The sequence below is a fragment of the Bartonella sp. ML70XJBT genome, assembly GCF_028618425.1.
In the GTDB taxonomy this organism is placed as follows: domain Bacteria; phylum Pseudomonadota; class Alphaproteobacteria; order Rhizobiales; family Rhizobiaceae; genus Bartonella.
The window spans coordinates 77,770-91,319 of record NZ_JAQISX010000003.1 but is presented as its reverse complement, the minus strand read 5'-3'; the positions used below and the strand labels follow the sequence as shown (position 1 = coordinate 91,319).

Below are 13,550 nucleotides of genomic sequence, written 5' to 3'. Positions count from 1 at the left end.
GAATATTCATTCACGTACTCTAGAAATACTTGCCCTGTCAAGGAAACTTATCAACCTCAAATGACGTGTTTTACTTTTACAGCATAATAAAATTAAGCCCATTCACCCTTACGAAATATAGGAACTCTTACACCATCCTGCGTAATACCATCTATGTCAATTTCACCAGAACCAATCATCCAGTCAATATGAATAACACTTTTATTACCACCACGCGCTGCAATCTCTTCTGATGTTAATGATGCTCCATCTAAAAAGCATTTGGAATAACACTGTCCTAAAGCAATGTGACAAGCTGCATTTTCATCAAATAAGGTATTATAAAAAAGAAGCTCACTCTTAGAAATTGGTGAAGAATGAGGCACAAGAGCAACCTCGCCCAACCGGCTTGCACCCTCATCACTTTGCAAAACCTGTTGTAAAACTGCCTCGCCTGTTGATGCGTGAGCCTCAACAATGCGCCCTGTTTCAAAACGTACTTCAATATTATCAATCAGTGTTCCTTGATAGGAAAGAGGCTTTGTTGAGCGAACAAACCCTTCAACCCTATGAGCATGAGGAGTCGTGAAAACTTCTTCTGTCGGAATATTAGGATTACAAACAACACCATTTTTTGCAACGGATGCCCCCCCATGCCATTCATGATCATCTGCCAAACCAACTGTTAAATCAGTCCCTGGTCCTGTAAAGTGCAAAGCAGAAAAACGCTGTTCATTAAGCCAAGATGACCGTTTCTTCAAATTTGCGTTATGAACAGTCCACGCATGCACCGGATCTTCTCCTGTAACACGTGAAGCAGAAAAAATTGCATCAGCTAATTTTTTAATCGCCTCATTAAGCGGTAAAGAAGGAAACATTGCCTCAGCCCACCCTGCTGTTGGATAAGCGACAATCGACCAATTGATAGCAAAATTCGATATTTTCTTGAGTGCCGGCTGATAAGCCACTGAAGTGGCTTTATTTAATCGCGCAACTTTATCAAAATCTTGATTGGAAAGGAGTAACGGATTATCACCAACAATCGCTAAACGTGCGGCCCCATTTTCAAAAGCCTTCGCCATTCCCTCATAGAGCCAAGAAGGGGCACAATCAAAACTAGCCGTATGGGCATTTTCAAAACGTGTAAGCGATAACACATCATCACTAAAAATTGGTGTAATGACACCAACACCAACTTTATAAGCATGATATGCAATACGCCGAACAAGAGGTAATGCTGAAACTGGAGCAGTCAAAACAAGATCCTGCCCCTCTTGTAAATTTAACCCCACTTTTACCGTAACTTCTGCAAGACGATTAAGCATTTCAGGCGAAATTGTCTCATGAATATCAAAATACATTACCTACACCCTTCTTTAAATAAAATGTATTCTTACGCTACCATATTTTAAATTATTTTTCTCGATCCTTTCAATTCTTTCTCTACGTCTATTTATGCGTATCACTCTTACTAAAGAATTTACTTAATTCATAAACCGCAATGGGGTGTAAGACTCTTCTTCGGTTGCGCAAAAACTTACCAGTTTCTGTGTCGTTTTTCTAACATTGCAACAATTGCATTTAACTGATCTGATGAAGGCAACGTCATAATTGTTTTATTTTCCTCTTTCCTCGCTAGAGGTCTAGGCGCATAAGCTGGAATGGGAACTTTATCAAGCTGGATCATAGCAAAAGACATAGGCTGTACCGTCTTAGACTGTGCTACTGCTGTTGAAGGAGATGTACTTTTTTCTGCCTTTACTCCCTTACTTTCTAAGCCTTCATCGATAAAGCTTGGTGCATAACCAGAACGTTCCTGAGCAAAGGCATAAGCAACATCATAAGGACGGTTATCCGTAGGAACTTGAAGTGATCCATCGCGGGATCGCTTTTCATAAAAAGCATTCCCCCCTGCAACATGAACATAATGCATGTTTCTATAAGGAAAAGACAAACCAGCGGTATGAAAAAACTTAGCGTGTTTAACCTTCTTATCTCGTTCACCGCGTAAAACTGCATCAGCAGCTTCTCTTACACGAGCAACAGATGCTTTCTCCGTCATAGGACGCGTTAAAACACCAGGGGCAAATTGCTTATATTGGCCAACAACACCACAAATTGTCTTAGGATAAGCGGTTGAATTAACACGATTCATAACAACCGTCCCAACGGCAATCATTCCTTCACGACTTGAGCGGTTTGATTCAAAATACATCGCACGCATAAGGCATTGGCGCTCTGTCAATGGATACGTAACTGTTTTTGTCTTCTTACTATTTACTTTTCCAGCATCTAAATGACTTGTAGCACACCCCACAACAACCAAGGGTGCTACGCAACAGGTAACAAAAACATTCCAACGATTTTTTTTCATCTTAGGTAACACATTCCTATAATCTCTTAGCTATTCAAATTTTGAAATGAGCTTTAAATGTATCTCTCAATAAAGTATACAACTAATTGTTACCACACAGTAAAATTTTAATACAAATGGTAATCAAAAACTATCTATGCGAAATAAAAAATAAAATACTCTTAATTTATAGATCAATATTGTCACTCCTCACAGCACAATATAGGCTTATATAACCCAGATGTTTCAATCGCAATAAAATAATATGACCGCTCATTCTAAACACGAAAAAGATTTGGATATCAAAACTCTTTGCATCAATATTGAAAAAATAATACAGATACCCCCTTTAATATAAATTAAAAAAAACAATCAAAAAAAATCCCCCCCATAATCCAGATGATGGTATCATCCAATATACAAAAATGTCAAATTAAGAGTTAACAATTTGCCATGTTAGCCTAAAAAACTCTTTGGTACTTCTATGTGTTTTTTCATCATATGGTTATTATGTCCTTTTATGTTCTTTCTAAAGCTTCTGTATTGTAAGAAAATTGCTCACTGTATCTACAAGCGAATTTTAAAAAAGCGAATTTAAAAAATCTCAGAAAAATTTAATCTCTTTTCTTCTCACCTACACCAACTTTATACGTAAGGTCATCGCGAGGACGATCAGAAGACATATGATAACCCGTTATGATATAATGCAACATTTCAGCAATATTGGTAACATGATCACCAATTCGTTCAATATTCTTTAAACAAAACAGTAAGTGCGTACAAACCGTAATATTGCGCATATCTTCCATCATATATGTCAAAAGTTCACGAAAAAGAGAAGTATACAAAGCATCAATCTTCTCATCACGCTCACGCACAGCGTCAACACGCTCTAATCGACGACTCGTATAAGCATCTAAGACTTCTTTTAATTGATTGAGAGCTAAAGCTGTAATTGTTTCAAGCCCATGATAAAAGGAGGTGGACTGACGTATTTCTGAAAGGGCAACAGTCCTTTTAGCAATGTTTTTAGCCATATCCCCAATCCGCTCAAGATCAGAAGAAATACGAATGGCTCCAATAATTTCACGCAAATCTACAGCCATCGGTTGACGCTTGCAAATAATAGCAACTGCTTTTTCATCAATATCACGTTCTGCTTCATCTAAAAACAAATCATCAGCAATCACTGCTGTTGCAAGTTGAAGATCACTACAGACAACCGATGCAACAGAACGTTCAATCATTCTTTCCGCATGGTGCCCCATTTCTGTAATTCTTGCTTTTAGATATTTTAGCTCTGCATCATAAGAACGAACGGTATGGTTCATAGACATATCTTACTCTCCTCAATTCACCTATCCAAAACGCCCCGTAATATAATCTTGCGTCCGTTGTTCTTTTGGTGAAGTGAAGATTATTTCAGTTGCACCAACTTCGACCAAATGCCCTAAATGAAACATGGCCGTATATTGAGAAACACGTGCTGCCTGTTGCATGGAATGTGTTACGATAACAATTGTATAATTTTGCCGTAACGCATCGATAAGCTCTTCAATCCGAGCCGTCGCAATGGGGTCGAGAGCTGAACAGGGTTCGTCCATCAGAATAACTTCAGGACTAACCGCAATGGCACGCGCAATACACAGACGCTGTTGTTGTCCTCCCGATAAACTTGTTCCAAGATCATGAAGACGGTCTTTTACTTCTTCAAATAAACCAGCCTGCCTCAAACTCTTTTCAACCACATCATGCAATTCAGAACGTGTTTTTACCAAACCATGAATACGCGGACCATAGGCAACATTTTCAAATATAGATTTTGGAAAAGGACTAGGCTTTTGAAAAACCATTCCAACACGGGCCCGTAATTCTACAACATCAATTCTCTGGTCATAAATATTCTCTCCATCTAAAGTGATAAGACCCGTTATTTTAGCCCTTTCAATCGTATCATTCATACGGTTAAAACAACGCAAAAAAGTCGATTTTCCACATCCTGAGGGACCAATCAAAGCTGTGACTTGATGTTCAGGAATATCAAGGGTAATACCATGAAGTGCTTCTTTGTCCCCATAAGAAACCTTCACATCCTGACCACGCATTTTAATCTTCATGACAAAAACTTACCTTACAAAAATCTTATCAAAGTTGTTATTTTATTTAAATTACTGGCGGCGTTCAAACCGTCGACGTAAAAAAACCGCAGAAATATTCATGATCGCAAGAAAAATCATTAAGACAATAATAGCCCCCGATGTCTTTTCAACAAAAGCGCGCTCTGCTTCACCCGCCCACATAAAAATTTGAACAGGTAAAGCTGTTGCCGGATCCATGGGAGTTGTAGGAATATTCACAACAAAAGCAACCATTCCAATCAAAAGCAAAGGTGCTGTTTCACCCAAAGCCTGAGCGACTCCAATAATCGTACCAGTCAAAATACCAGGCGCTGCTAAAGGAACAACATGATGAAAAATCATTTGTGTTTTTGATGCCCCTAACCCTAAAGCTGCCGCACGAATAGAGAGAGGAACAGCCCGCAAAGCAGAACGTGTTGCAATAATGATCGTGGGAAGAGTCATGAGCGCTAAAACAAGACCACCAACAAAAGAAGCTGAACGTGGTAATCCTAAAAAATTAACAAAAACCGCAAGTCCTAAAAGACCAAAAACAATCGAAGGAACAGCAGCAAGATTATTGATATTAACCTCAATAAAATCTGTAAATTTATTTTTGCGTGCATATTCTTCTAAATAAAGAGCCGTTGCTATGCCTATCGGCAGTGAAACCAATAAAACAACGCCTATCATATAAAGAGATCCAATGATAGCAACACCTAATCCCGCAGTCTCAGGACGACTTGAAGCACCAAATGTAAAAAAAACAATATTAAATGTCTTATAAAGCGTACCATCATGCGCTAAGCGCTTTATCCATTCTACTTGTCGATTAGAAACTTTTCGGTTTTTTTCTGCTACATGCAGATCAATCTGCCCTTTATAAGCAGAATCAATATCCGCAGCTGCCAAAACTTTGATTTTTTGTATTGTGCCAATCAGTTTTGGATTTTTTGTCACCATTTCACGCAGTTGAACACGTACACCATTTGAAAACATACGGTTAATGTCCCGCAGAGAAGCATGATCATTTTGATTAACACCGAGTTTTTTTGCTAAAGCATTGCGTACAAGAAGCGGATAATTTGCTGTTATGAGAACTTGTGGCTTTTTTTGACGTTGACTACTCGGATCAATAATCTTTTCATCCAAATAAATCGATAATGTCATTTCACTTTGAAAAAAAGCTGTATAGCCTTGACTCATAATCGACCATAAAAGTGCAAATAAAAAAAACAGACCAATAAAAATAGAAATCAAACCATAGGCACGAAAACGACGTTCAGCCCTATACCGACGCTTAAGACTAATATTACGACGAGGAAAAAAATCTTCATTCATTCATATTGTTCCCGATATCTACGCACGATATAAAGAGCTAGAATATTCATCAAGAGAGTCATCACAAAAAGTGTCATTCCCAAAGCAAAAGCTACCAAAGTTTGTGGAGAGTTAAACTCAAAATCACCGGTCAATTGATTAACAATTTTAACCGTCATGGTGGTCATTGCTTCGAAAGGATTGAGTGTTAAGTTTGCTGCAACACCTGCCGCCAAAACCACAATCATTGTTTCCCCAATTGCACGCGATGCTGTCAACAAAATAGCCCCCATAATCCCTGGAAGTGCTGCGGGTATAACGACTTTTTTAATTGTTTCAGATTGCGTTGCACCTAAACCATAAGAACCTTCACGTAATATTCGTGGAACAGCCGTAATAACATCATCCGACAAAGAAGAAACAAAAGGAATCAACATAATTCCCATTACAACACCAGCAGTCAAAACACTTTGAGCCATAATAAAACCGCCCCCACCTGAAAGAGAAACAGACAGGTCACGTAAAAATGGTCCGACAACCTTCAAAGCAAAAAAGCCATAAACAATGGTTGGTATGCCAGCAAGAACTTCCAATAATGGTTTTACAATTGCTCGCAATCGCGCAGAAGCATATTCTGCCATATAAAGAGCTGAAAATAATCCTATAGGTACAGCAAAGAGCATAGCAACAAATGCAATATAAAGTGTACCAGCAAGGAGCGGTATTAAACCAAATTGTCCACCTTCATCGCTTGAACCACTTGCGGAAAAACGCGGATCCCAAACCGTTCCTAAAAAGAAATTTGAAAAGGATACAGACTGAAAAAAGCTTATTGTCTGAAAGAGCAGAGAAAGTGCAATGGCTATTGTCGTCAAAACTGCCACGATAGAAGCACACGCCAATCCAATAATAATTAAAGATTCAACCTTATTGCGTGCACGTTGATGAGGTGCAATTTGTATTATTCCATAGATAAAACCAAAGGAGGCAATAGCAAAAAGGAAACCATGACCAATAAATTGAAGCTTTTGAGAAGAAAAAATCCATGACCGCGCTATTTTGAATACATCGTCCGATGCTTCATGAGGCAACATCAATCCTTTTGCAAGTAATTGTGCCTGCACTTCCTTATAGGAAGCGGTGGAGAGATCCCCTTCAAAGCAATGGATTATTTTGACGAGATTTTGAAGTATCTCCCAAAGTAGCTCATGATTGACAGGTTCTGTTATATGCGCACTATACACCCCAAGTTCTCGAGAGGCATTATATTCTAAATAAATTATACTCCCAGCATCCCACAAAATTAAAAAAATAAAAGCTGGAATAACAGTGATCAAAAAAGTCCACCAGCCATAATAATATGCACGAGAATGCATTTTATGTTGTTTGTATTCGAGAGTACGTGCTCGCATATAAGAAATACAAAAGCCACAAAATCCAAAAAGAAATAACAAAAAAACAATGAAGGAAATGCGCATTTTATCTTTCAGTTTTTATAAAAAATAGCACTGAAAACTCTTAACCTGGAACAACAATAAATTATTTCAACATCATGATTCGACCAGCAGAAAAATTAGAACGCTGTGCTTGGCGCTCTTTTTCAGGAGCAACAATCAAACCATATTCAGCCAAAGGGCTATCCGGACCAATCATTTGTTCAGAAAGGAAAAAATCAACGTACTCTCGCAAACCTGGAACAATATCTAAATGTGCTTTCTTAATATAGAAAAAAAGTGGACGAGAAACTGGATATTGTCCACTAGAAATTGTCTCAACTCTTGGCGCAAAACCATTAATATCGGCAACCTTTAACCTATCAGCATTATTTTGATAAAAAGACAAACCAAAAATACCAACCCCTGTTTTATTCGAAGTTAGACGCGCAAATGTTTCAGAATAATCACCGTCGATATCAATCGCTTTTCCATCCTTACGGACCGCAATACAAGCAGCGTGTATCTTCTTATCATCCATCCCTAAAGACTTCATCACCTCAACTGCTCCACTCTCTTTACAGCCCACAGCAAGTAATTTTTCCTCAAAAACTTCACGCGTTCCATGCTTTTCTCCAGGAATATAGGCTGCTATCGTCCAATCAGGAAGCGCACTATTGACAGCACTCCATTTCAAAACATTATTGGGCTGCAACTTCCCATCTTTAATAACGCGAGCTGCAAGGGCTTTATAAACATCTACTGGCCGTAATTTCCAATCAGGACCTTTTATATCTGTTGCAAAAACAATGCCATCGTACCCAATGCGTATTTCCTCAATATCTTTCACACCAGCCTCAAAACAAGATTGCAATTCACTCGATTTCATTGCTCGTGAAGCATTCACAATATCAACGGTATTCTCCCCAATACCACGGCAAAATTCCTTAATACCCGCTCCTGTTCCACCCGATTCGATAACAGGAACCTTAAAATGGGGATAAATTTCTCCAAATGTCTCAGCGACAATCTTTTGATAAGGTAAAACTGTAGATGAGCCAGTAACCTGTATTTGATCGCGTGCATTGCCTACATTTACTGATAGCAGTAACGCAAAAATCAATCCCACTCCAATTGATAAAACTCTGCTCATCTATAAACTCCCTAAAAATTGAGGATTAAAACCTCTTAATTTATACCATACGGTCATTCTAGTTCACATTTGCAACATAACAAAATAAAAAAACAACATGGATCATTTTTTTAACAAAACCATGATTAAACCCTATAAATTAATTTGAACGTTTGAACTCAACAATATCCCAAAACAGATGTGCAATATCTGTACCGCAAAAGCGTTTAATTTCACGAATTCCCGTAGGAGATGTTACATTGATTTCTGTTATATAATCTCCAATCACATCAATTCCCACAAACAGAAGACCACGTTCCTTTAAGGCTGGACCAATGCGTTCACAAATTTCATAATCACGTTTTGTTAACGCAACATTTTCCGCACGACCTCCAACATGCATGTTAGAACGCACATCTGTTTTTGTCGGAATTCGATTAATGGCTCCAACAGGCGTACCATCAAGCAAAATAATCCGTTTATCTCCTTTTCGTACTGCCTCTAAATAACGCTGAACAATAAAAGGTTCACGATAAATATCTGCAAACATTTCCAACAACGATGCTAAATTGCGATCATCTTGTCTTAAATAAAAAACACCAGCACCCCCATTTCCATAAAGGGGTTTCACAATAATGTCGCCAAATGTTTCTCTAAAAGCAGTTATTTCTTCAATATCTTTGGTAATTAACGTTTCAGGCATCAAATCAGAAAATTCTGTCACAAAAATTTTTTCCGGACTGTTGCGTACCCATGCTGGATCATTCACAATAAGTGTTTTTGGATGAATACGTTCTAATAAATGTGTTGTGGTGATATAATTGAGATCAAAAGGTGGATCTTGGCGCAAAAGAACTACATCCATATCTCTTAATTCGGTACGAACTGGCTTTCCTAATTGATAGTGTTTTTCCTCTTCATCATAGACAGTCAATGACTCTAAGCGTGCAATCACACAACCATCATACAGAGATAAACGATCTGGAGTATAATGGAAGAGAGAGTGTCCACGTTCTTGCGCTGCTAAAGCGAGAGCAAATGTCGTATCTCCTTGAATCCGAACCGTTGAAATATGATCCATCTGAATAGCAATTTTCATCAATAAATCCTCCCTATCCTAAAAGCAGACTAGTCTATGCACCATAAACTTAGTAAACAATAAAATAACAATGACAAGAGAAAATTTATGACTCAAGAAATAGATACAAAATTCAATAACGAAGAAATCGAACGCTATGCACGTCACATCATTTTGCCTGAGATTGGTGGTGTGGGACAACAAAAGCTCAAACAAGCGCGTGTTCTTGTTGTGGGTGCTGGTGGACTTGGAGCACCTGTCTTAACTTATTTGGCTGCCGCAGGTGTTGGAACCCTTGGGGTTGTCGATAACGACACCGTTTCACTTTCCAATTTACAACGCCAAATTATTCATAAGACAAATGCAATCAACCAAAGCAAAACAGACAGTGCTGAAAGCACTATAAAAGCCATTAACCCCCATGTTATGGTTGAAAAACACCCCCTACGCTTAGATAAAAGTAATGTGGATAAACTGCTCAATGACTACCATATCATTGTTGATGGAAGTGATAACTTTACCACACGCTATCTTCTTGCTGATCACGCAGCCCAATGCAAAAAGCCTTTAATAAGCGGCGCTGTAGAACGTTTTAATGGTTCATTAACCGTCCTTATGCCGTATAAAGACAATAATCCTCACTATCGCGATTTATTCCCCACCCCTCCTGCTCCCGATACGATCCCAACATGTGCTGAAACTGGAATCATCGGTGTTTTACCCGGCGTTATTGGAACCCTACAAGCCATGGAAGCGATTAAAATGATTACAAACATCGGAGATCCACTCGTAGGAAAGATTCTTCTCTATAATGGATTATTAGCGCAATTTAATATTATTACCTATAAACGAACAAATTTCAGAGAAAATACATAATATTAAGAAGCTTGGAGAATCATAATTTTATCCCTACTCGCTTTCAAGACTCTTGCGATATATACTGAAACTGGAATACTGATGTTTTACCGTAAATCATCAAAACGCTGTAAACAATGGAAACGATTAAACTTATCACAAAAAAGATCTTTTGTGAAAGAATCTCCTCTATAATGGATTATCAGCGTCATTTCATGTCCTCTTTTATAAAGGGTTAAATACTCGTGCAAACGAGCGCTGCCATCAATGTTCTTCTGTAAAGAATTTTCGAGATAGTTAAAAATATAATCTAACTCTATTCAACCAGTTTGCTCTTCATGCATAAATAAAATTGCTTCACATGAAAGTGCTTTCTTCAAACCATAATCCATCAATAAATAATCTAAATCATATTTTAGTTATCAATACTATAACGAAGTCAATGATCTGTACCTACACCTCTAACCTCAAGGGAAATGTCTATTTATCAAGCATCATAAAATGCCGCTTAGGATTATTGCACGTATAAGAACAATCAATTGTCTCTGTCTATAAGAAAAACACATGGAGACTAATCTATATAGAAAAATTAAGTTAAACCTCATAGATAGCTTTAACCACACAATTATTACATTTAAAAGCAGAAAGCTGTCGCTCATGAATGGATAATCCTTCGGTGATAATTGTACAGACAAGTCTATGTGGAAAAAATGACGCAAACGGATCTTGAAAACCAATCTGTAGATGGTCAGTGTAAAGAGTGAACGTTCTTAAAAGATCTCTTTAAAACAAGTGGAGAAGTACGCAACGTTAAGTATATGCTGTTTTACGTGAGAGGCGTTTTCCCTATCAAAACATCAAGTAAGAGCTCTTGTAATAAAACCTTGAAGCTAAAATCATAAACAAAAAAACTAACCATCCTTTTTTCTAAAATGAGCCTCTATAATATAAGTTAATTTGACTCATTTGCTTTATTATTATCCACTGGTATGGTAACAGGATGATCGGATAAACTGCGTAAATAAAGTAAAAGATCAGCACGGTCTTGGTCATTTTTAATTCCACGAAAAGACATAATAGTCCCAGGGAATGCTTTATGTGGAGAATGCAGATAACGATCTAACGTCACAAAGTCCCACTTTTGATCAGAATGTGCGCGCAATGCCCGTGAATATGCAAAACCTGCCGCTGCGGCCAAAGGACGATTAACAATTTCCCAAAGAACTGGCCCCACACGCCCTGCTTGGTTGCGTCCAGAAGTATGGCATATGGCACATTGACGAAAAATTTTACGCCCATTTTCAAAATTTCCTTGTTGAAGGCGGCTATTGAGTGATATGGTAACCTTGGGTTTTTTTTGCTTTTCTTTAAATGTATCATTCTTGGTAACTGTGTGATGATATTGGGCTGATGGAGAATGATTATAAACTATGTCACTGAGCGTGGAAATTCCCACAACAATAATCAGAACGCATAAACACGCACAAATAAAATAGATAACTTTCGAGCGATTCATAAAAACTCAAATGTTCATGGTTTCATTACCATTTTTAGTATAAGCTTTTTCTTTATAACACACAACATTATAAATGCATTACAGACGACATTTGGAATCTTGCAATGGCTCTTGAACCAATTATTCTTATTCCTGCCCGTATAGGCTCAACTCGCCTTCCCCAAAAAGCTCTCGCTGAAATCGGTGGAAAGCCGATGATTATTCATGTCGCAGAACAAGCCAAAAAAGCAGCAATAGGGCGTACAATCGTTGCAACAGATCACAATGATATTGCCAAAGTTGTTGCAGAGTATGGGCATGAATATCTCATAACACGAAGTGATCATAAATCTGGATCTGATCGTATTTATGAAGCTTTAATGCATATTGATCCTGAACAACGCTACAATGCTATTTTAAATATACAAGGGGACCTCCCAACGATCATGCCACATGAAATCATCAGTGCACTACGCCCTTTAGAAAATAGCTTTACTGATATCGCAACCTTGGGGGCTCAAATCATTGAAGAAGATGAAAGAAGAAATCCCAATGTTGTCAAAATCATTGGAACACCACTTTCTCAAAATCGCCTTCGTGCTCTTTATTTTACGCGCACCACTGCTCCTTATGGGGATGGTCCTCTTTATCATCATATTGGAATATACGCTTATCGGCGCAAAGCACTTGAAAAATTTGTATCATTCAAACCCTCTACACTTGAAATGCGTGAAAAACTTGAACAATTACGTGCATTAGAGCATAATATGCGTATCGATGTGGAAATAGTCGATACGATTCCCTTAGGTGTAGACACACAATCTGATCTCGATAGAGTACGTGAGATTTTAGCATGAGAACACTCAAAAAAACCAATAAAATCTCTTTCCAAGGAGAATACGGTGCTAATTCCCATATTGCTTGCTCTAATATGTTCCCCAATATGAATGCTCTGCCCTCTGCTACTTTTGAAGACGCCCTTAATTTGGTAGAAAATGGGAAAGCTGACTTTGCTATGATCCCTATCGAAAATACTCTTGCTGGACGGGTTGCGGATATTCACCATCTTTTACCACAATCATCACTTTATATCATTGATGAATATTTTTTGCCTATCCATTTTCAACTCATGGTTTTGCCTGGCGTCACCCATGACGAAATTAAAACCGTCCACAGTCATACACATGCCCTTGCACAATGCCGAAAAATCATACGAAACAACGGTTGGAAACCTGTCGTTTTTGCTGATACCGCTGGAGCTGCGAAATTTATCAAAAAAAGTGCTCAACGTTCACAAGCAGCCTTAGCCCCTCTGATCGCAGCAGAACTCTACGGGCTTGATATTCTTGAAAGAGATGTTGAAGATAACCCTCATAATATTACGCGTTTTGTCATCCTTTCACGATCCAAACGACATGTCCCAAAACCTAAAAATGGTGAAAAAATCATCACCAGTCTTCTTTTTCGAGTGCGCAATGTTCCTGCTGCTCTCTATAAGGCTATGGGAGGATTTGCAACAAATGGTATTAATATGACAAAATTAGAAAGTTATCAAATTGGTGGAAATTTCAATGCAACACAATTTTTTGTTGACATTGAAGGACATCCCGAAGATCCCATGATGAAACTTGCCTTAGAAGAATTGTCTTTCTTTTCTGCTGAATTGCGTATTATCGGTACTTATCCAGCACAAAACGATCGAGCATCGCATATATAAAAGCAACAAAACCATCATCATTTTTCATTAATGTCGAAAAAATTCTATAATGGAATGTGTCTTAGAAAAAC

12 protein-coding genes are annotated in these 13,550 nt (G+C 38.1%); 3 read left to right on the top strand and 9 right to left on the bottom strand.

Annotation, left to right across the window (positions count from 1 at the left end; all coding sequences use genetic code 11):
- Positions 1-92: 92 nt before the first annotated feature.
- The 8 genes from PVV65_RS02245 to gshB form a co-directional block, all read right to left on the bottom strand.
- Positions 93-1,340 (bottom strand): aminopeptidase, encoded by a 1,248-nt coding sequence (locus tag PVV65_RS02245; protein ID WP_273789046.1) that lies wholly within the window; start codon positions 1,338-1,340, stop codon positions 93-95.
- 176 nt (positions 1,341-1,516) lie between these two features.
- On the bottom strand, positions 1,517-2,353 hold the full coding sequence (locus PVV65_RS02240; protein WP_273754655.1) for a cell wall hydrolase: 837 nt from the start codon (positions 2,351-2,353) through the stop codon (positions 1,517-1,519).
- A gap of 593 nt (positions 2,354-2,946) precedes the next feature.
- On the bottom strand, positions 2,947-3,669 hold the full coding sequence (phoU, locus tag PVV65_RS02235) for a phosphate signaling complex protein PhoU (protein ID WP_273754654.1): 723 nt from the start codon (positions 3,667-3,669) through the stop codon (positions 2,947-2,949).
- A 21-nt stretch (positions 3,670-3,690) separates the two neighbouring features.
- Entirely contained in the window at positions 3,691-4,449 is a 759-nt protein-coding gene (gene pstB, locus PVV65_RS02230) for a phosphate ABC transporter ATP-binding protein PstB (RefSeq protein ID WP_273789045.1), read from the bottom strand.
- 51 nt (positions 4,450-4,500) lie between these two features.
- The gene (pstA, locus tag PVV65_RS02225) at positions 4,501-5,790 is read right to left on the bottom strand and encodes a phosphate ABC transporter permease PstA (RefSeq protein WP_273789044.1); all 1,290 of its coding nucleotides are present in this window, start codon (positions 5,788-5,790) and stop codon (positions 4,501-4,503) included.
- Entirely contained in the window at positions 5,787-7,247 is a 1,461-nt protein-coding gene (pstC, locus tag PVV65_RS02220; protein ID WP_273789043.1) for a phosphate ABC transporter permease subunit PstC, read from the bottom strand. The genes pstA and pstC overlap by 4 nt, the downstream gene beginning before the upstream one ends.
- 61 nt (positions 7,248-7,308) lie before the next feature.
- The gene (locus tag PVV65_RS02215; protein ID WP_273789042.1) at positions 7,309-8,355 is read right to left on the bottom strand and encodes a substrate-binding domain-containing protein; all 1,047 of its coding nucleotides are present in this window, start codon (positions 8,353-8,355) and stop codon (positions 7,309-7,311) included.
- A 139-nt stretch (positions 8,356-8,494) separates the two neighbouring features.
- Positions 8,495-9,433 carry a glutathione synthase gene (gene gshB / locus PVV65_RS02210; RefSeq protein ID WP_273789041.1) on the bottom strand — a complete coding sequence of 313 codons (939 nt, stop codon included), beginning with the start codon at positions 9,431-9,433 and terminating at the stop codon, positions 8,495-8,497.
- Between the two features lie 87 nt (positions 9,434-9,520).
- Between gshB and PVV65_RS02205 the strand changes: the two genes are divergently transcribed.
- Positions 9,521-10,288, top strand: coding sequence for a molybdopterin-synthase adenylyltransferase MoeB (locus PVV65_RS02205; protein WP_273789040.1), 768 nt, complete (start codon positions 9,521-9,523; stop codon positions 10,286-10,288).
- Between the two features lie 931 nt (positions 10,289-11,219).
- Here the strand turns inward: PVV65_RS02205 and PVV65_RS02200 are convergent.
- The gene (locus tag PVV65_RS02200) at positions 11,220-11,783 is read right to left on the bottom strand and encodes a cytochrome c family protein (RefSeq protein WP_273789039.1); all 564 of its coding nucleotides are present in this window, start codon (positions 11,781-11,783) and stop codon (positions 11,220-11,222) included.
- A 104-nt stretch (positions 11,784-11,887) separates the two neighbouring features.
- Here PVV65_RS02200 and PVV65_RS02195 point away from each other — a divergent pair, with 104 nt between their 5' ends.
- Positions 11,888-12,619 carry a 3-deoxy-manno-octulosonate cytidylyltransferase gene (locus tag PVV65_RS02195; protein WP_273789038.1) on the top strand — a complete coding sequence of 244 codons (732 nt, stop codon included), beginning with the start codon at positions 11,888-11,890 and terminating at the stop codon, positions 12,617-12,619.
- Positions 12,616-13,479, top strand: coding sequence for a prephenate dehydratase (locus tag PVV65_RS02190; protein ID WP_273789037.1), 864 nt, complete (start codon positions 12,616-12,618; stop codon positions 13,477-13,479). The genes PVV65_RS02195 and PVV65_RS02190 overlap by 4 nt, the downstream gene beginning before the upstream one ends.
- Positions 13,480-13,550: the final 71 nt, after the last annotated feature.

Bases quoted from the DNA above. Each gene is read 5' to 3' on its own strand.
- phoU (WP_273754654.1), bottom strand. From the start codon at position 3,669: ATGTCTATGAACCATACCGTTCGTTCTTATGATGCAGAGCTAAAATAT.
- pstA (WP_273789044.1), bottom strand. From the start codon at position 5,790: ATGAATGAAGATTTTTTTCCTCGTCGTAATATTAGTCTTAAGCGTCGG.
- PVV65_RS02205 (WP_273789040.1), top strand. From the start codon at position 9,521: ATGACTCAAGAAATAGATACAAAATTCAATAACGAAGAAATCGAACGC.
- gshB (WP_273789041.1), bottom strand. From the start codon at position 9,433: ATGAAAATTGCTATTCAGATGGATCATATTTCAACGGTTCGGATTCAA.
- PVV65_RS02190 (WP_273789037.1), top strand. From the start codon at position 12,616: ATGAGAACACTCAAAAAAACCAATAAAATCTCTTTCCAAGGAGAATAC.
- PVV65_RS02245 (WP_273789046.1), bottom strand. From the start codon at position 1,340: ATGTATTTTGATATTCATGAGACAATTTCGCCTGAAATGCTTAATCGT.
- PVV65_RS02240 (WP_273754655.1), bottom strand. From the start codon at position 2,353: ATGAAAAAAAATCGTTGGAATGTTTTTGTTACCTGTTGCGTAGCACCC.
- PVV65_RS02200 (WP_273789039.1), bottom strand. From the start codon at position 11,783: ATGAATCGCTCGAAAGTTATCTATTTTATTTGTGCGTGTTTATGCGTT.
- pstC (WP_273789043.1), bottom strand. From the start codon at position 7,247: ATGCGCATTTCCTTCATTGTTTTTTTGTTATTTCTTTTTGGATTTTGT.
- PVV65_RS02195 (WP_273789038.1), top strand. From the start codon at position 11,888: ATGGCTCTTGAACCAATTATTCTTATTCCTGCCCGTATAGGCTCAACT.
- PVV65_RS02215 (WP_273789042.1), bottom strand. From the start codon at position 8,355: ATGAGCAGAGTTTTATCAATTGGAGTGGGATTGATTTTTGCGTTACTG.
- pstB (WP_273789045.1), bottom strand. From the start codon at position 4,449: ATGAAGATTAAAATGCGTGGTCAGGATGTGAAGGTTTCTTATGGGGAC.